Source organism: Nocardioides exalbidus, from assembly GCF_900105585.1.
In the GTDB taxonomy this organism is placed as follows: domain Bacteria; phylum Actinomycetota; class Actinomycetes; order Propionibacteriales; family Nocardioidaceae; genus Nocardioides; species Nocardioides exalbidus.
In genome coordinates, this window is record NZ_FNRT01000002.1 from 1,389,535 (window position 1) to 1,406,863 (window position 17,329).

14 protein-coding genes are annotated in these 17,329 nt (G+C 72.2%); 8 read left to right on the plus strand and 6 right to left on the minus strand.

Annotated features, from left to right (window positions below; translation table 11 throughout):
• The first annotated feature begins 38 nt into the window (after positions 1 to 38).
• The 5 genes from BLV76_RS06990 (at position 39) to BLV76_RS07005 (ending at position 4,839) form a co-directional block, all read left to right on the plus strand.
• Positions 39 to 1,214 (plus strand): dipeptidase, encoded by a 1,176-nt coding sequence (locus BLV76_RS06990; RefSeq protein WP_090968478.1) that lies wholly within the window; start codon positions 39 to 41, stop codon positions 1,212 to 1,214.
• 204 nt (positions 1,215 to 1,418) lie between these two features.
• Complete coding sequence (locus BLV76_RS23035) at positions 1,419 to 2,162, plus strand: DHA2 family efflux MFS transporter permease subunit (RefSeq protein WP_245734579.1); 744 nt, start codon at positions 1,419 to 1,421, stop codon at positions 2,160 to 2,162.
• Complete coding sequence (locus BLV76_RS23040; RefSeq protein WP_245734580.1) at positions 2,147 to 2,992, plus strand: MFS transporter; 846 nt, start codon at positions 2,147 to 2,149, stop codon at positions 2,990 to 2,992. Before BLV76_RS23035 ends, BLV76_RS23040 begins: the two co-directional genes overlap by 16 nt.
• A 250-nt stretch (positions 2,993 to 3,242) precedes the next feature.
• The gene (locus BLV76_RS07000) at positions 3,243 to 3,608 is read left to right on the plus strand and encodes a YciI family protein (protein ID WP_090968479.1); all 366 of its coding nucleotides are present in this window, start codon (positions 3,243 to 3,245) and stop codon (positions 3,606 to 3,608) included.
• A 7-nt stretch (positions 3,609 to 3,615) separates the two neighbouring features.
• Positions 3,616 to 4,839 (plus strand): RNA polymerase sigma factor, encoded by a 1,224-nt coding sequence (locus tag BLV76_RS07005; protein ID WP_090968480.1) that lies wholly within the window; start codon positions 3,616 to 3,618, stop codon positions 4,837 to 4,839.
• Between the two features lie 4 nt (positions 4,840 to 4,843).
• Here the strand turns inward: BLV76_RS07005 and BLV76_RS07010 are convergent, their stop codons facing one another.
• From BLV76_RS07010 to BLV76_RS07030, 5 genes are all read right to left on the minus strand, one after another.
• Complete coding sequence (locus tag BLV76_RS07010; RefSeq protein WP_090968481.1) at positions 4,844 to 6,985, minus strand: RecQ family ATP-dependent DNA helicase; 2,142 nt, start codon at positions 6,983 to 6,985, stop codon at positions 4,844 to 4,846.
• A 50-nt stretch (positions 6,986 to 7,035) separates the two neighbouring features.
• Positions 7,036 to 7,536 carry a SigE family RNA polymerase sigma factor gene (locus tag BLV76_RS07015; RefSeq protein WP_245734581.1) on the minus strand — a complete coding sequence of 167 codons (501 nt, stop codon included), beginning with the start codon at positions 7,534 to 7,536 and terminating at the stop codon, positions 7,036 to 7,038.
• Positions 7,533 to 8,513 carry a hypothetical protein gene (locus BLV76_RS07020; protein ID WP_090968482.1) on the minus strand — a complete coding sequence of 327 codons (981 nt, stop codon included), beginning with the start codon at positions 8,511 to 8,513 and terminating at the stop codon, positions 7,533 to 7,535. The genes BLV76_RS07015 and BLV76_RS07020 overlap by 4 nt, the downstream gene beginning before the upstream one ends.
• A gap of 74 nt (positions 8,514 to 8,587) precedes the next feature.
• Positions 8,588 to 9,601, minus strand: a complete 1,014-nt coding sequence (locus BLV76_RS07025; RefSeq protein WP_090968483.1) for an SGNH/GDSL hydrolase family protein — start codon at positions 9,599 to 9,601, stop codon at positions 8,588 to 8,590.
• A 121-nt stretch (positions 9,602 to 9,722) separates the two neighbouring features.
• Positions 9,723 to 10,517 (minus strand): 2-phosphosulfolactate phosphatase, encoded by a 795-nt coding sequence (locus tag BLV76_RS07030; protein ID WP_090968484.1) that lies wholly within the window; start codon positions 10,515 to 10,517, stop codon positions 9,723 to 9,725.
• Positions 10,518 to 10,636: 119 nt separating this feature from the next.
• On the opposite strand from BLV76_RS07030, the gene BLV76_RS22455 reads away from it, so the two are divergent.
• Complete coding sequence (locus BLV76_RS22455) at positions 10,637 to 12,436, plus strand: collagen-like domain-containing protein (RefSeq protein ID WP_090968485.1); 1,800 nt, start codon at positions 10,637 to 10,639, stop codon at positions 12,434 to 12,436.
• Between the two features lie 218 nt (positions 12,437 to 12,654).
• Positions 12,655 to 13,644 (plus strand): hypothetical protein, encoded by a 990-nt coding sequence (locus tag BLV76_RS07040; protein ID WP_090968486.1) that lies wholly within the window; start codon positions 12,655 to 12,657, stop codon positions 13,642 to 13,644.
• Positions 13,645 to 13,751: 107 nt separating this feature from the next.
• On the opposite strand, the gene BLV76_RS07045 is transcribed toward BLV76_RS07040, so the two are convergent.
• Complete coding sequence (locus BLV76_RS07045; protein WP_090968487.1) at positions 13,752 to 15,695, minus strand: M13 family metallopeptidase; 1,944 nt, start codon at positions 15,693 to 15,695, stop codon at positions 13,752 to 13,754.
• Between the two features lie 157 nt (positions 15,696 to 15,852).
• Here BLV76_RS07045 and BLV76_RS07050 point away from each other — a divergent pair, with 157 nt between their 5' ends.
• Positions 15,853 to 17,328, plus strand: coding sequence for a hypothetical protein (locus BLV76_RS07050; protein ID WP_090968488.1), 1,476 nt, complete (start codon positions 15,853 to 15,855; stop codon positions 17,326 to 17,328).
• Position 17,329: the final 1 nt, after the last annotated feature.

The window sequence follows — 17,329 nt, forward strand, 5'->3', positions numbered from 1 at the left end:
GCACCGACACGGAGTTCCCACCGGCTACGGTCGGGGCCATGAACGTCGACGTGACCAGCCTGCTGGCGGCCCACCCGGTGATCGACGGCCACAACGACCTGCTGTGGACGGCGCGCGCGGAGACGGCGTACGACTTCTCCCGCCTCGACGTGGGCACCGGCGGCACGCCGACCCACACCGACCTGCCGCGGATGCGTGCGGGCGGGATGGGCGCGCAGTTCTGGTCGGTGTACGTGCCGTGCCGGTTCACCGGCGGCGACGCGGTGACCGCCACCCTCGAGCAGGTCGACGCGGCGCGGCTGCTGACCGGGACGTACGCCGACCAGCTCGCGTGGGCGACCACCGCCGACGAGGTCGAGGACGCGTGGTCGCGCGACCGGATCGCCTCCCTGATGGGTGCCGAGGGCGGGCACTCGATCGACTGCTCGCTCGGCACGCTGCGCCAGCTGTTCGGGCTCGGCGTCCGGTACCTCACGCTGACCCACAACGCGAACACCCCGTGGGCCGACTCGGCGACCGACACCCCGGCGGTCGGGGGGCTCACCGCCTTCGGCCGCGAGGTGGTGCGGGAGATGAACCGGCTCGGGATGATGGTCGACCTCAGCCACGTCTCGGCCGACACGATGCGCGCCGCCCTGGAGGTGACCGAGGCACCGGCGATCTTCAGCCACAGCTCGGCGCGCGCGGTCACGGACAGCCCGCGCAACGCGCCCGACGACGTCCTCACCTCGATGGCGGCCGGCGGAGGCGTGTGCATGGTGACCTTCGTGCCGAAGTTCGTGAACGCCGACTGCGCCGACCACCACCGCGCGCTCGTGGCGGCGGCCGCCGCCCAGGGCGTGCCCGAGTCCGACGGCCTGCGCTTCGCCGCGTTCGAGGACCGCTGGCTCGAGGACAACCCCGCGCCGGCGGCGACGCTCGACGACGTGGTCGCGCACGTCGAGCACGTGCGCGAGGTCGCCGGGATCGACCACGTCGGGCTCGGCGGCGACTACGACGGGGTCGAGACCCTGCCGACCGGCCTCGAGGACGTCTCGGCGTACCCGGTCCTGCTCGCTGCCCTCGCCGACCGCGGCTGGTCCCACGACGACCTCGCCCGGCTGACCTGTCGCAACACCCTGCGCGTGATGCGCGAGGTCGAGGAGCGCGCCGAGGAGATCCGGCTCGTGCGCGGGCCGAGCCTGGCCCGGATCGAGGACCTGGACGGCGCCTGACCCTTCGGCGGTCCCCGGATATCCGGTGACTCCCCCGCTTGTCGGCCCAGATCCGGGCCGACAACCGTGAGACTCGGGTGCAAAGGTCCGTCTCGGGGCGCAGTCTGGCAGCGGATTGTTACGCCTGAGCACCCCTTCTCGAGTGATCCAGCCCACCCCGAAAAGGATTGGGTCGTTGTCAGTGGCAACCAATACCGTTGAGGCGTGACAGACACCCAGCTCCAGTCCGGCGACACCCAGCCGGCGAACTCCGACAAGCTCGACAAGGGCGTGCTGATGGTGGCCGGCGTGGTCGTCCTCGGCGCCATCATGTCGATCCTCGACATCACCGTCGTCTCGGTGGCGCTCAACACCTTCCAGCAAGAGTTCGACGCCACCGCGGCCGAGGTCGCGTGGACGATGACCGGCTACACCCTCGCCCTCGCCAGCGTCATCCCGCTGACGGGCTGGGCCGCCGACCGCTTCGGCACCAAGCGCCTCTACCTCATCGCCGTCGGCCTCTTCACCGCCGGCTCGGTGCTGTGCGCCACCGCCAGCTCGCTCGAGCTGCTCGTGATCTACCGGGTGCTCCAGGGCCTGGGCGGCGGCATGCTCATGCCGCTGGGCATGACGATCCTGACCCGTGCCGCCGGCCCCGAGCGCGTCGGCCGCGTGATGGCCGTGCTCGGCATCCCGATGCTGCTCGGCCCGATCTTCGGCCCGATCATCGGCGGCGCGCTCATCGAGTCCGCCTCGTGGCACTGGATCTTCCTGATCAACCTGCCCATCGGCATCCTGGCGATCATCTACGCCGTGATCGTGCTGCCGAAGGACGACGTCGAGCCGTCCGAGAGCTTCGACTTCGTCGGCATGCTGCTGCTGTCGCCGGGCCTCGCGCTCTTCCTCTTCGGGGTCAGCTCGATCCCGGAGGAGGGCACGGCGATGGCCCCCGGGTGCTCATCCCGATGATCATCGGCGCGATCCTCATCGTCGCCTTCGTGCCGTGGGCCCTCGGCGCGCGCAACCTCCACCCGCTCGTCGACCTGCGCCTGTTCCAGAACAAGAACATGACGGTCGCGATCATCGCGATGAGCCTGTTCGCGATCGCCTTCTTCGGCGCCTCGCTGCTCTTCCCGCTCTACTTCATCCAGGTCCGCGGCGAGGGCACCCTCGACACCGGCTGGCTGCTGGCCCCGCAGGGCGTCGGCGCGATGATCACGATGCCGATCGCCGGGATCCTGGCCGACAAGATCGGCCCCGGCAAGATCGTCCTCGTCGGCGTCACCGTGATCACCGTGGGCATGGCGATGTTCACCCAGATCGGTGCCGACACGTCCTACGTCTACATCCTGGGCGCGCTCTTCATCATGGGCCTCGGCATGGGCGGCACGATGATGCCGATCATGACCGCCGCGCTGGCGACGCTGACCGCGCACACCGTGGCCCGCGGCTCGACGCTGCTCAACATCAGCCAGCAGGTCGCGGCCTCGATCGGCACCGCGCTCTTCTCGGTGATCCTGACCAACCAGCTCAAGGGCTCCGACTACGTCGCCGCAGGCCAGGCGCTCCAGGCGGCCGGTGACGACCAGTCCGCGGTGGCGGCGATCCTGGAGAAGTTCGGCCTGACCCAGGACCAGCTCGCCAACCTCCCGAGCCTCGTCACCAGCGACATGGCCGACGCGTTCGCCACGGTGTTCATCGTGGCCACCGTGCTCGTCGCGTGCTGCCTGATCCCGGCTGCCTTCCTGCCCCGCAAGAAGGTCGCCCCGGTCGACCCGACCGCCGTGATGGGCCACTGAGCCAGGTCGTCCGTACGACGCCCGCGGCCCGTCCTCCTGCGGGAGGGCGGGCCGCTGTCGTTCCGTCGCGAGCCTGCCGCGGTCCGTCATCCCGATCGGCGCCCGTGAGTTCGACATCGCATGACGGATCCGCGCGAGCGGAGGAAGATCTCCCGAGAAAGTTCTCGCAGGCTGTCGATCTGCGGCGGCGGGCGGCGACGAGGTGGTGACGGGCCCCGGGAGGCGGGGCCGCGACAGAGAGGCACGAGCCATGAAGTACGTCCTGATGTACACCTCCCGCCCCGACCTGGCCGCGGGTGCCGACCCCGAGGCCGCGCAGGCGATCTACAAGCGCGTCTACGAGTGGTTCGGCGAGAACGCCGGCGTGATGGCCGACTCCGGCGCCGAGCTGCTCGGCGTCGAGACCGCCACCACCGTGAAGCACGACCCGGCCGGAGCGGTCGTCGTCGACGGGCCCTTCAACGAGGCCAAGGAGGTGATCGGCGGCTTCAGCGTCATCGATGTCGCCGACATGGACGCCGCGATCGCGGTGGTGAAGTCCTGGCCGTTGCTCGACCTGCCGGGAGTGGCCGTCGAGATCCGGCCGATGGTCGAGGACTACTCCCAGTTCGAGTGATCCGCGCGTGACGAACTCCAGCACGGACGACCTCCTCGCGCGCACCCTGCGCGAGGAGGCCGGCCCGCTGGTGGCGCGGCTGACGCGGCGCTTCGGCGACTTCGACCTCGCCGAGGAGGCCGTCCAGGGCGCGGTCGTCGAGGCGCTCACGACGTGGCGGCGCGACGGCGCCCCGCACCGCCCCGGCGCGTGGCTGCAGGTCGCGGCCACCCGCAACGCGATGGACGGCATGCGCCTGCGCGACCGGCAGCGGGCACTCGCCCACCACGCCGCCCCCCCGGCGTACGACACCTGCGCGGGCGACACCGACGACCGGCTCGCGCTGCTCTTCGCCTGCTGCCACCCGGCGCTGGCGCCCGAGGCCCGGCTCGCTCTGACCGTCCGCGCCGTCGTGGGCCTGACAACCCCGCAGATCGCGCGGGCGTTCCTCACCCACGAGTCGACGCTCGCGCAGCGGATCGTGCGCGCCAAGCGCAAGGTCGTGGCCGCCGGCATCAGCCTGACGGTCCCGCCCCGGTCGGAGCTCGGTGACCGCCTCGACGACGTGCTGGCCGTGGTCTACGTGATGTTCAACGAGGGGTTCGTGTCGTCGACGGGTCCCACGCAGGACCGCGACCTGGCCGCTGACGCGGTCTGGCTCGCGGGGGTGGTCGCGACCGCCTTGCCCGACGAGGCAGAGGCCTGGGGCCTCGCCGCGCTGCTCACCATCCAGCACGCCCGCAGCCGGGCCCGCTTCTCCGACGGCGACCTCGTCCTGCTCCGCGACCAGGACCGCTCGCTCTGGGACCACGCCGCGATCGCCGAGGGTGAGCGGATGATCGAGCGCGCCGCCTCGCTCCGCAGCCCCGGGCGCTACCAGCTCCAGGCCGCGATCGCCGCGGTCCACGCCACCGGTGCGAGCTGGGCGGAGACCGACTGGCTGCAGATCTCGTTGCTGTACGACGAGCTCGCGCGGTGGGACCCCTCGCCGGTCGTGCGCCTCAACCAGGCCGTCGCCCGCGCGCAGGTGGTCGGCCCGGTCGACGCGCTCGCCCTGCTCGATCCGCTCGCGGGCCCGCTCGACGGCTACCACCTCATCCACGCGACCCGCGCCGAGCTGCTCACCGCTGTGGGTCGCGACGACGAGGCCGCGACCGCCAACCGCCGCGCGCTCGAGCTCACCACCAACGACGCCGAGCGCCGGCTCCTCGCGACGCGACTGCACCGGCGGCCCCTGTCCGACGGGTCGTGACCGCTCAGCCCTGGGTCGCCAGCACCAGCGGGAGGACCGCGGCGGCCCCGGCGGCGCGGATCTCGGTCGCAGCGACGGTGAGGGTCCATCCCGTCGCGACCTGGTCGTCGACGAGGAGGACCGTCGCGCCCGGCGGGACCTGGGCGTCGAGCGCGCCCCGGCGGCGTACGGCGGAGACGCGCTGCGCGGAGTTGGACGCGCCGGCCCGCGGCGGGACGGTGTCGTCGCGGATGGCCCAGGTGCCGACGATCGGGACCTGCATCACCCGGGAGAGGTTGTCGGCGAGGTCGCGGCCGAGGGTCGGGCGGGTGGCCGACTCGACGACCACGATGGCGTCCGGGCGCGCCTTCCACTCCGGCGACCAGTCCTTCATCACGTCCATCACCGCCTGGGCCAGGCCGGGAGGGACCGGTCCGTCGGGGGTGTCCTCGCGGAACAGCGCCCGCAGCGCCTGCCCGTGGCCGAGGTCGGTGAGCCGGGCGACGGCGCGACCGGGCTCGGCGCCCTCGGCGATCTTGCCCTTGAGGTCGAGACCGAGGTTGGCGAGCGCGGTCGGCCACATGCGTCGCGGCTCCACCACCACCCCGGGCCGGGACAGCCGCTGACCTGCCTCGGCGACGGCAGCCTCGCTCACCGACGTCGACAGGGTGAGTCCGCCGCAGTTGTCGCACCGCCCGCAGTCGACGGCGTCGGGGTCGTCGAGCTGTTCGCGGAGGTAGCGCATCCGGCACTCGGTGGTCCTCAGGTAGCCGAGCATCGCCTGCTGCTCGCGCTCGCGCGCCTCGGCGACCCGGGCGTAGCGCTCGGCGTCGTAGTCCCACGACCGTCCCGTCGCGACCCACCCGCCCTGCACGCGCTGCACGGCACCGTCGACGTCGAGCACCTTGAGCATCGACTCCAGGCGGTTGCGGCCGAGCTCGACACGCGTCTCGATCGTCGCGGTGGACAGCGGGCGGTCGGACCCGGCCAGCGCGGCCAGCGTCTCGCGCACCTGCTCCTCGCGCGGGAAGCCGAGGGAGGCGAAGTAGGCCCAGATGTCGCGGTCCTCGATCTGCGGGAGCAGCACGACGGTGGCGTCGTCGGTGCCGCGGCCGGCGCGACCGACCTGCTGGTAGTAGGCCACGGGCGAGGCGGGAGCGCCGAGGTTGATCACGAAGCCGAGGCTGGCGTCGAACCCCATGCCGAGCGCGCTCGTCGCGACCAACGCCTTCACCCGGCCGTCGACCAGCGCCTGCTCGAGACCGTGCCGCTCGTCGGCCTCGGTCTGCCCGGAGTAGGCCGCGACCTCGAGCCCGCGGTCGCGGAGGTAGCCCGCGACCTCCTGGGTCGCCGCCACGGTCAGGCAGTAGACGATGCCGGAGCCCGGCTGCTCGGCGAGGTGGTCGGCGAGCCAGGCCAGCCGCTGCTCGGGCGTCTTCAGCTGGACGACCCCGAGTCGGAGGGACTCCCGGTCGAGGGTGCCGCGCTGGACGAGGACCTGCGAGTCGGCGGCTCCGTCGGCGTGCACGCCGAGCTGCTCGGCGACGTCCGAGGTGACGCGGGCGTTGGCGGTCGCGGTCGTGGCGAGGACCGGGATGCCGGACGGCAGCTCGGCCAGCAACGTCCGCAGCCGGCGGTAGTCGGGACGGAAGTCGTGGCCCCAGTCGGAGATGCAGTGGGCCTCGTCGACCACGAGCAGGCCGCACGTCGCGGCGAGCCGCGGCAGCACCTCGTCGCGGAAGCCGGGGTTGTTGAGGCGCTCGGGGCTCACCAGCAGCACGTCGACCTCGCCGGCGTGGATCTGGTCCTGGATGACCTGCCACTGGTCGATGTTGGTGGAGTTGATGGTCACCGCGCGGATGCCGGCGCGCTCGGCCGCCGCGATCTGGTTGCGCATCAGGGCGAGCAGCGGACTCACGATCACGGTCGGCCCGGCGCCGCCCTCGCGGAGCAGCTTGGTCGCCACGAAGTAGACGGCCGACTTGCCCCACCCGGTGCGCTGCACGACGAGCGCGCGGCGGCGGTCGACGGCGAGCGCCTCGATGGCCGCCCACTGGTCCTCCCGGAGCGAGGCGTCGTCACGTCCGACCAGCGCGCGCAGGTGGCGCTCGGCCGCCTCGCGGGAGGAGCGGCGTACGTCGTCGGGGACGGCGGTGTCGGTGGTCATGCCCTCTGTCTACCAACCCGCACCGACGGCTCGCCCGGCCCGTCCACAGCTCACCCGACGTCGAGGGGCATCTCCACTCGTGCGCGCAGCGCTGCCAGGCCGCGCGACGCGTGGCTCTTGACGGTGCCCTCGGTGATGCCGAGCTCGGCGGCGGTGTCCTCGACGGAGAAGCCCAGCCAGTAGCGCAGCACGACGGTGCGGCGCTGCATCGGCGGGAGCCGGCGCAGCTCGGCGAGCAGCTCGATCCGGTCCTCGGCCGACGCGCCGGACCGCGCCGGGCCGTCGACCAGCTCGAGCGGGACCGACGAGCGGCGGCGGTGCCACGGCCGGCGGCGCTGGTCGAGGTCGGCGTTGACGATGATGCGGCGGACGTAGGCCTCCTCGCGACCGGTGCCCTGCACGCGCGACCACGCGAGGTAGAGCTTGACGAGGGCCTCCTGCAGCACGTCCTCGGCGCGCGCGTCATCGCGGCACACGGCGTACGCGATGCGGCGCAGGGCCGCCTGGCGCGCGGTGACGAACTCGACGTACGTCTCGTCGGCGGCGCTCACCAGTTGCCCCTCAGGAACGTGAGGAACGCGTCGAAGTCGGGCTGGGTGTCGCCGGTCCACCACTGGTACCAGGGGGCGCCCTCGTCGGGGTCGACCCCGACGACGTAGAAGGTCTGGCCGTCGTACTCGACCTCGGCGGCCCCCGCGCGGGTGTGCGTCACCCGGCCGGAGCCGAGGTCGGCGTCGGGAACCTGCTGCACCAGCGTCACGCCGGGAGCGCCCGCGACCATCCGACCGGTGCGGCGGTCCGCGAAGTGGGCGAACCTCTCGCCGATCGTCGGCCGCTCCTGCACCTGAGCGGTGGCACCGTCGACCCACAGCTCGAAGTCGTCGGTCACCCACCCCGGAACCTCCATGGTGCCGCCCTGGCTCTGCCCGTTGGCACCACTGGAGACGATCACCCAGCCGATGTCGTCGGTCATGTCCTCCGGAAAGCAGGTGCAGTGCGCCTCGACGGCCCAGGAAGACACGATGCCGTGCTCGCCAGGCGGGTAGGGGTCGACGACGATGCGACGGATGGTCGCCTCGGGTGCGATCCACAGCCGGCCCTCGGGGCTGACGGAGATCGGGCCGTGGTTGCCGTACTCCTGGGCCCACTGCGGGATGTCGTCGGTGGTGAACCAGTCCACGCCGTCGAGGCCCTCCTGCGCCTCGACCGGGTTGCTGGGAGCGGGAGCGACGAAGTCGGGGTCGGCCGCGAGGTCGACGGCGGGCGTCGGGGGCGCCGGCGTGGGTTCGACGGCGGGCGTCGGGGGCGCCGGCGTGGGTTCGACGGCGATCGAGTCGGTGCGATCGGCGCTGCCCGGCGCGAGCAGCTGCGCGGCGCCGATCGAGATGGCCGCCACCGCGCCGGCGGCCAGCACGCGGCGACGGCGGCGCACCCGTCGGCCCTGCTGGAGGTAGTGGCCGGCGGGCAGGTCCGGCAGGTCGCCCAGCTCGTGGTCGAGCCGGTCGCGGAGGTCGATCTCTGGACTCATGCTCCCTCGACGTGTCGGGACGTCGTCAGGTTGTCATGGTCCGGGAACTCGACCCCCGCGACTCGTCCGAGCGGTCAGCGGGCGGCGCGCTCGCTGCGGGCGATGAAGCGGTCGAGGTCGACGCCGGCCTCGCGCGCGGCCTTGCGGACCGCGGGCGAGGACAGGTCGGGGGCGACGAACTCGTCGGGCTCGATGCCGCGGTCGGCAGCGGCGTACTGGCGCTGGAGCGCGGCCTGGTCGGCAGCGGTCGCGTCGGACTCCGCCTCGAGCCTCGGCGTGACCGCGAGGGCGAGGCCCGTCACCGAGCTGACGACCGGCGTGTAGCCGTTGGCGTGGCCCAGGGCGTTGGGGTGGTAGCTCTCCGAGATCGGGTTCGAGAGGCCGTTGAGCCACTCCGGGTCGTCGCAGACCGCGTGGCCGGTGAAGGCGCTGGTCGGGTTCGCGAACTGGAAGCCCGCGGCCGAGGCGGCCGACGCCGTGCGCGCGTTGATGAGGTCGGCCATCGCGTTGAGCCGCGCCTCCTCCTCCGGCGAGAACCAGGTGAGCGCGTTGCAGTCCTCGCCCATGAAGATGCGCGGGTAGCCGACGACCGTCACCTGCGCCGACGGCGCCCGTCCGCGGATGTCGGCGTAGAGGCTCGCGAGCTGGGCGGGCAGCGTGCCGTCGACGAAGGCCTGCGCCCCGTCGATCGCCCCGTCGCAGTCGCTCGCCCAGCCGGGCAGCGCGCACTCGGTGAGCACGTCGGCGAAGCCGGCGTCGTTGCCGCCGACCGAGATCGTGACGAAGCTCGTGGCCGCGCTCAGCGCACTGAGCTGGCTGCCGGTGACGTCCGGGATCGTGGCTCCGGAGCACGCGCGGAAGTTGAGCTCGTAGCCGCGACCGGCCGCGATCAGGCTGGGGTGGGCCTGTGTCGAGCGCTGGCACTCCGTGCCGTCGTCGATGTAGGAGCGCGTGCCGGTGCCCGAGGAGTAGGAGTCGCCGAGGGCGACGTAGGCGGGCGCCGCCGACTGTGCGGGCTGGACGAGCAGGGGCGAGACGAGGGCCGCCAGGGCAGCACCGAGCAACGCCCACCGAGGTGAGATGTGCATGGTCCGAGAACCTCCGAGATGAGTGACCACCCCGAGTGTGGTCCCCCTCACACTAGGGAAGTGACCCGCCGGTAGCCAGTGTCGGACCGACTGCTCACCCGCTGTTCGCCGGCTCGTCGGCTCAGATCCGCCGCAGGTGCGAGCCCCGCGGCGCGAGCGTGGTGCTGTCGCGGAACGACTCCCCGACCAGCACGGGTACGACGTCGCTGGCGTCGTGCTGCGCGGCGATCTCGACGTCGGCCACAAAGCCCGCGTCGGCCAGCTCACGACCGCTCGCGCACTGGAGCAGGTCGAGCGGGAGGACGGCCGCCTCGAAGGCTGCGATGGCCATCCGCGCCTCGGGGCTGGCGCTCGCCTCGACCTCCTCGTCCAGGGCGGCGAGGACGGCACCGGCGCCCCACAGATCCTCGACCGCGGGGCGGAGCGTGTCGTCGTACCACCGCTCCCCTGCTGGTACGACGACCACGCTGGCGCCGTCGGCGACCTTGGGTGCGAGCCACCGGGCGACGGCGCCCGCGTTGCGCAGGCTCGCCCCGACGACCTGCGCCCCGGAGTCGGCGAGCGCGAAGGCGATGGTCGAGCCGTTGGGCGAGGGCAGCACCAGCCGCTCGATCCCCTCGACCTCCGCGAGGCTGGCCGGCGAGAGGGAGACGTGGCGGGCGTCGCCGCGCGACTTGGCCTCGAAGCGGCCGACCGCCAGCGTCGCGCCGTGGCGCATCGCGTGCTCGGTGGCGCGCGAGTCCTTCCAGCGGTAGGGGAAGACCTCGATGCCGCGCTCGACCGCGACGTCGAGGGTCGTGGTGAAGGAGAGGACGTCGACGACCACGGCGTAGTCGGCGGGCACGGCCTCGGCGCCCGACGGGCCCCACTCGAGGCGGAGCCGATAGGTGGACTGGTCGTGGCCCGGCAGCGTCACCCCTGCATTCAACAGGCAGGCGGGCGCTCAGTGGGAAATTCCGAATCTCCTGCGCCCGATCGGCCTCCTACCTACTCTCCACATGTACGCAACATCAACGAAACATCCTCGGAGTCACCGTGAAGGCAACATCTCGCACCGCACTGGCCGTCGCCGCCATCGTCGCCGCCCTGACCGTCTCGGCCGGCGCCGGCGCCACGGCGTCGATGCTGATCACCGGCCAGCAGATCAAGGACGGCACGATCACGTCGGCCGACGTGAAGAACCGTTCACTGCTCATCCGGGACTTCGCCGCCAGCGCGAAGCAGAAGCTGGCCGGTGCCACGGGCGCCGCGGGTGCGGACGGAGCGACGGGCGCCACCGGTGCCACGGGTGCCGCCGGGACCGACGGCGTGAACGGCACGTCGGGCGACGTGGGTGCCCAGGGACCGCAGGGCCTCCAGGGCCTGCAGGGACTCCAGGGGTTGCAGGGCCTGATCGGCGAGCAGGGCATCCAGGGCCTGATGGGCCTCCAGGGACTCCAGGGGTTGCAGGGCCTCCAGGGCATCCCCGGCCTCCAGGGCCTTCCGGGCATCCAGGGCGTCGTCGGCGCCCAGGGGCTCCAGGGCATCCCCGGCCTCCAGGGCATCCAGGGGCTCCAGGGCGTCCGCGGACTCACCGGGCTGACCGGGGAGAAGGGCGAGCAGGGACTCCAGGGTCTCCAGGGACTCCTCGGCGAGCAGGGCATCCAGGGCGTCCAGGGCATCCAGGGACTCATCGGCGAGCGCGGCCTGCAGGGCCTGCAGGGCCTCATCGGCGAGCAGGGCATCCAGGGCGTGCAGGGACTGACCGGACTCACCGGGCTCACGGGTGAGCAGGGACTCCAGGGGATCCAGGGAGTCGTCGGACTGACCGGGCTCACGGGCGAGCAGGGCATCCAGGGCATCCAGGGGCTGCAGGGCCTGCAGGGACTGGTCGGCGAGCAGGGCGTGCAGGGCCTGATCGGACTCACCGGGCTCCAGGGCATCCAGGGGCTGCAGGGCATTCCCGGTCTGCAGGGACTGCAGGGCCTCCAGGGCCTCGTCGGCGAGCAGGGACTCCAGGGCATCCCCGGCGTGCAGGGCATCCAGGGCCTCGAGGGTGTCCGCGGCCTGACCGGCCTCACCGGCGAGCAGGGCGAGCGCGGCCTCCAGGGCCTGCAGGGCCTCATCGGCGAGCAGGGCATCCAGGGCATCCAGGGCATCCAGGGACTCATCGGCGAGCGCGGCCTCCAGGGCCTGCAGGGCCTCATCGGCGAGCAGGGCATCCAGGGCGTGCAGGGCCTGACCGGACTCGCCGGCGCCCAAGGCATCCAGGGCGTCCGCGGACTCACCGGTGACCAGGGCATCCAGGGAATCCAGGGACTCGTCGGCGCGACCGGGGCCGTCGGTGCGACCGGAGCCGCCGGGGCGGCGGGTGCGGTCGGCGCCAAGGGCGACCAGGGCATCCAGGGGCTCGCCGGTGCGGTCGGCGCAGCCGGCGCCAAGGGCGACCAGGGGATCCAGGGACTCACCGGCGAGCAGGGCCTCCAGGGCCTGACCGGCGCGACCGGGGCAGCCGGTGCCGTCGGCGCGACCGGCGCCCAGGGACTGCAGGGGATCCAGGGCATCCAGGGGATCCAGGGACTGCCCGGCCTCAGCGGCTTCCAGGTCGTCACCGACTCGATCAGCATCGGCGGCCTCGGCGGCACCGGCACCGTCTCCGCGGGCTGCACCGGTGGCAAGAAGGCCATCTCCGCCTCGGCCACCTTCAACGCGCCCCTCGGCCTGCTCACCGGACTCTTCACCCAGGTCAGCCGGACCAGCGACACCGCCTTCACGGCGCTCGGCGCCACCGGCCTCAACATCGGCAGCGCCCAGCTCCTCAGCCTGAGCGTGGTCTGCGTGACCGTCGCCAACTGAGCGGCGTACGACCTCCCTTGCCCGTGAGTCCTCCCGAGACTCACGGGCAAGGGATCTGTTCCGCGGCCCGCTACCGAACAGTCGCGGGGCGGAACCACCCCTTCCACCCCAGGACTGCTCGGTAGCTCCGAGCCTGTGGACGGGGTCCGACGCCGTACGGCGATCTCCACCACTCTCGTCGGATGCCCCGCCATCGATGGGATCCACGAGCACCTCACGTGCGGCTGGTCCGTCCGCTGCGCGTCGGCGTCGACCTGACGCCGGACCAGGCGCGCGGGCCGCACTACGTCCGTACGTCGTCGGGCCTCTACGTGCCGTCAGACACCGACCGGGCAGTGGCTCAGCAGCGCGTCATCGAGGTGGCGGCCTCCCTCCCACCGTCGGCCGCCGTCACCGGCTGGGCATCGTGCCTGCTCCACGGAGCCGCCTGGTTCGACGGGTTGGCACCCGACGGCGTGACGGCCCTCCCGGTCCCGGTGGTGGTCGGACCACGAGGTGGCGTACGTCGTCACACCGGCATCACGGTCTCCTTCGAAACCCTGCCGGAGTGGCACGTGTGGCAGCGCCAGGGCGTTCGCGTGACCCGTCCCGAGCGCGCGCTCTTCGACGAGATGCGGCGCCACGACGCACGGGAGGCGCTGGTCGCGCTCGAGTCCGCGCTGGCCGGCCGCATCACGTCGCTGCCCCGCTTCGGCTCGTACGCCCTGACCCACCGATCCGCGCGGAGGTACGCCGTCGTGGCGTGGGCGCTGCCGCGGGCGCGGGGCGGCGTACGCTCGCCCGCCGAGGTGCGGGCGCGGACCGTGGCCGAGGAGGACGCGGGCTGGCCGCGGCTGCTCGTCAACAGGGTCGTGCGGACCTCGCTCGGCGTCCGCGTCGGTGAGGTGGACCTCGTCGAGGTCCGGGCGCCGGCAGCGATCGAGGTCGACGGTGCCGATCACCGCGACGGCGACGTGCAGGCGTGGGACATCACCAAGGAGGAGTCCTTGCGCCAGCTCGGGTTCGAGGTGGCCCGGGTGACTGGCCGACAGGCGCTCGACCCGACGACGCTCGCACCCCGCCTGGTCGCCGTGCGCGCGAGGGCGCTCGCGCGTGGAGCGAGGCCCGGCGGCTGGGCACTGGCGCCCGACGACTTCGACCTCGAGCAGTGGCTGTCCGAGCGAGACGAGGCCGCCGTCTTCTACGAGAACCTGCCAGAAGCGAGTTGAGCTACCGAACAGTCGCGGGGTCGATCGGTCCTCCGGACCCCCGGACTGTTCGGTAGCGACGCAGGACTCACCTGTGAGTCTCCTGGAGACTCACGGGCGAGGGGCGGTCACCAGATGCGGACGCGCGCCTCCGGCTCGAGCCAGAGGCCGTCGCCGGGCTGGGTGTCGAAGACGTCGTGGAACTCGTCGAGGTTGCGCACGATGTTGGCGCGGAACTCGGCCGGGCTGTGGGGGTCGATGGTGAGGTACTGGACCTCCTGCTCCTTGCGGCGCTTGGTGCGCCACACGTGGGACCAGTTGAGGAACAGCGTGCGGCGGTCCTCGGCCGAGGGGTCGCCGTCCTGGCTGATCACGAACGCCTTGTGGGCGATGGTCAGGCCGCCGAGGTCGCCGATGTTCTCGCCCACCGTGAGGCTGCCGTTGACGTGCTCGCCGGGCAGGTTGCGGGGCTCGAAGCCGTCGTACTGCTTGATCAGCGCCTGCGACTTCGCCTCGAAGGCCGACTTGTCGTCGGCGGTCCACCAGTCGTGGAGGTTGCCGTCGCCGTCGTACTGCGCGCCCTGGTCGTCGAAGCCGTGACCGATCTCGTGGCCGATCACGGCGCCGATGCCGCCGTAGTTCTCGGCCTCGTCGGCGTCGGGGCTGAAGAACGGCGGCTGGAGGATGGCGGCCGGGAAGCAGATCTCGTTGGTGCCCGGGTGGTAGTAGGCGTTGACGGTCTGCGGCAGCATCAGCCACTCGTCGCGGTCGACGGGCTGGCCGACCTTCTCGAGCTGGCGGTCGGTCTCGAACGCCGACGCGGCGGCGACGTTGGTCATCAGGTCGTCGGGCGTCGTGGTGAGCGCGGAGTAGTCGCGGAACTCCGTGGGGTAGCCGATCTTCGGGTAGAAGCGGTCGAGCTTGTCGTAGGCCTTCTGCTTGGTGTCCTCGCCCATCCAGTCGAGCTTCTCGATCGAGCGGCGGTAGGCCGTGACGAGGTTCGCGACCAGCTCGTCCATCATCTGCTTCGACGCCGGCGGGAAGTGGCGCGAGACGTAGACCTTGCCGACGGCCTCGCCGACGCAGCCCTCGACGAAGTCGACACCGCGCTTCCAGCGGGCGCGCAGCTCCGGGGTGCCGTTGAGGGTGCGGCCGTAGAAGTCGAAGTTGGCCTCGACGAACGGGTCCGGGAGGTACGGCGCCGAGCTGCGGACGATGCGCACGTGCAGGATGTCGCGCCACGTCTCGATGGGCGTCTCCTCGAGCACCGTGGACAGGTGCGAGAAGAAGTCGGGCTGCATGACGATCGAGGTCCGCAGCATCTCCTCGGTGCCGCCGAGGCCCGTGACGTAGGTGTTCCAGTCGAAGGCCGGGCAGAGCTCGAGCAGCTCCTCGAGGCTCTTGTGGTTGGTCGTCTTCTGGACGTCGCGCGTCTCCGCGGCCTCCCAGTGGCCCTCGGCCAGCCGGGTCTCGTAGGCGAGCACGCGCGCGGCCGAGCCGGACGGGTCGGGGTGCTCGCTGAGGGTGAGCAGCGTCGTCAGGTAGGCGACGTACTTCTCCCGGATGTCGGCGAACTTCTCGTCGCGGTAGTAGGACTCGTCGGGCAGGCCGAGGCCGCCCTGGGCGAGGTAGACGATGTTGCGCGAGGCGTCGGCGCGGTCGGGCGTGATGTAGGAGCCGAACAGGCCGGGACCGCCGATGCGCTCGAACATGCCGAGGAAGGCGGCGAGCCCGGTCAGGTCGCCCACCTCCTGCGCACGGTCGAGCAGGCCCTTGATCGGGCGCAGCCCCTTGGCCTCGATCGCCTCGGTGTCCATGAAGGAGGCGAACAGGTCGCCGATCCGCCGCTCGTCGGCGTCGAGGGACTCGGCCGGCCGGTCGGCGAGCTCGGTGATGATGTCGCGCACCTGCTGCTCGGCGGCGTCGGCGAGCGCGACGAAGGCGCCCCAGCTCGACTTGTCCGAGGGGATCTCCGTCTCCTCGAGCCAGCGTCCGTTGACGTGGCCGAAGAGGTCGTCCTGCGGGCGGATGTCCGGGTTCATGCCCTCGCGGGCGGCGTCGAGGATCGTCACGCGCTCGACCCTAGGTCATCGCGCCCAAGGCACGGGTGCAGCGTGGGGGCACGCCCCGGTCCAGACCGGGTGCCTGCACCATCGCCCGGGACACCGTGCTGGGTGGAGTGTGGTGCCGACCACATGCCACCACATCGTCTCGACCGGGGGAACACCTATGTCCGTACGCTCGCGCACCCTCGCGCTGCTCGCCTCGAGCGGCCTGGCCGCCGCCGCCCTCGCGCCCGCCGCCGGCGTGGCCTCCGCCGAGGCAGCCGCCCGGCCGGACGCGCGAGCGGCCATGGCCGGCGGCGGCTGGGCGAAGGTCTCGACCGGCTCGGTCGACACGCTCTCCGAGATCACCACCGCGCGGACCGCGGACGGCGTGCTCCACGTCGTCTACCAGCAGGACGTCGGCACCGACGCGAGCTACGAGCACAGCACCGTCGCGACCAGCGGCAAGGTCACCGGGCACAGCAACGTGCTGGGCACGTGGGGCTCGCTGATCGACAACCCCGAGCTGCTGACGACCGCGACCGGCGGGCTGCGCCTGGTCTTCAGCGGCCTCCAGGACACCGACACGTCCAACTTCTACTCGCGCGGCAACGCCTACGACACCATCAGCGACGCGAGCGGGGCCGCGTGGGCGCTGCAGCCGCACGCGCTGACGAAGTTCTCGGCCGTCTACTCCGGCTACGGCGTCGGCGCCACGACGCTGTCCAACGGCACGCCGGTCACCGCGGGCACCCTGAACTCCGACATCGCCGTGCGCGTCGGCGACATCGCCACGACCGACCAGAACGTCGTCAACACCGCGAGCGACGACTACCTCTACACCGCGCCCGCGTGCTGCCTCTACGACACCCAGCTGGTCAACGCCGGCGACGCGATCTGGATGACGTGGTACGCCAACGGCACGGGCGAGGCCGACAACGGGATCTTCGTGAAGCAGGTCTACCCGACCGCCGGTCCGACCCTGAAGGCGCCGGGCTCGAGCGTCGGCGGCGACTCCCTCGCCGCGGACCAGGCGGTCGCGGTCGTCGCCCGTCCCGGCGGCGGCATCGTCGTGGCCTACAAGATGGGCTACCCGACCACCAGGAACATCGGGCTCTGGCAGGTCGGCACGTCGAAGGCCGTCAAGGTCCCGGACTCGAAGAACGCCCGGCTGGTCTCGCTCTCGACCGGTGTCACCGGCCGGATGTGGCTGGCGTGGACGACCGACGCCGACGAGGCCTACGCCCTGCGCACCTCGCCGCAGGGCTTCGGCCTCGGCGCCGTGCAGGCGATCAAGGCGCCGTCGAAGGGCTCCGACCTCTGGAGCATCTCGGTCGACGCCTCGCTCAACCAGGGCACGGTGCTGGTCAACGACGTCGACGCACGGGCGGTCTACTCGCGGATCGTGAACCCCGGCCTGACCCTCAAGGCCAAGGGCAGCGCGAAGGCCGGCAAGGCCACGAAGATCACCTTCACCGTGACCGACGCCGGCGACGGCGTCGGCGGTGTCAAGGTCAAGGGCGGCGGCGACTCCTGCACGACCACGAGCAAGGGGAAGTGCACCCTGACCATCGCGGCCGGCAAGCCCGGCAAGGTGTCGGCGAAGGCGACGAAGAACGGCTACGGCTTCGCCGTCGCCGACGTCAGGGTGAAGAAGTAGG

Bases quoted from the DNA above. Each gene is read 5' to 3' on its own strand.
- BLV76_RS07000 (WP_090968479.1), top strand. From the start codon at position 3,243: ATGAAGTACGTCCTGATGTACACCTCCCGCCCCGACCTGGCCGCGGGT.
- BLV76_RS06990 (WP_090968478.1), top strand. From the start codon at position 39: ATGAACGTCGACGTGACCAGCCTGCTGGCGGCCCACCCGGTGATCGAC.
- BLV76_RS07025 (WP_090968483.1), bottom strand. From the start codon at position 9,601: ATGCACATCTCACCTCGGTGGGCGTTGCTCGGTGCTGCCCTGGCGGCC.
- BLV76_RS07010 (WP_090968481.1), bottom strand. From the start codon at position 6,985: ATGACCACCGACACCGCCGTCCCCGACGACGTACGCCGCTCCTCCCGC.
- BLV76_RS07050 (WP_090968488.1), top strand. From the start codon at position 15,853: ATGTCCGTACGCTCGCGCACCCTCGCGCTGCTCGCCTCGAGCGGCCTG.
- BLV76_RS07020 (WP_090968482.1), bottom strand. From the start codon at position 8,513: ATGAGTCCAGAGATCGACCTCCGCGACCGGCTCGACCACGAGCTGGGC.